Here is a 210-nt window from a genome sequence, read left to right on the forward strand (position 1 = left end):
GCGACCGGGTGCAAACCTCGACCGACGGCGGGCGTACGTGGCAAGACGCGTTGATGCAGTCGAACGGCAAATGGGTGGCGATCGATCCGAATGCCCACACCGGCGACTGGACGATCCAGACGCGCGTGATGAATGGCGCAGGCACCCGGAGCGGGGACAGCACGGCGGTCGTGCTGAAGACCTCGACGGCGATGCTGACCGACGTGTCGT

At 66.2% G+C, this 210-nt stretch carries 1 protein-coding gene; it reads left to right on the top strand.

Annotated elements, in window-relative coordinates:
• On the top strand, positions 1–210 hold a 210-nt coding region (locus tag ACYP33_RS30155), incomplete at both ends, for a hypothetical protein (protein ID WP_459624956.1).

The sequence above is a fragment of the Burkholderia sp. 3C genome (assembly GCF_054589155.1).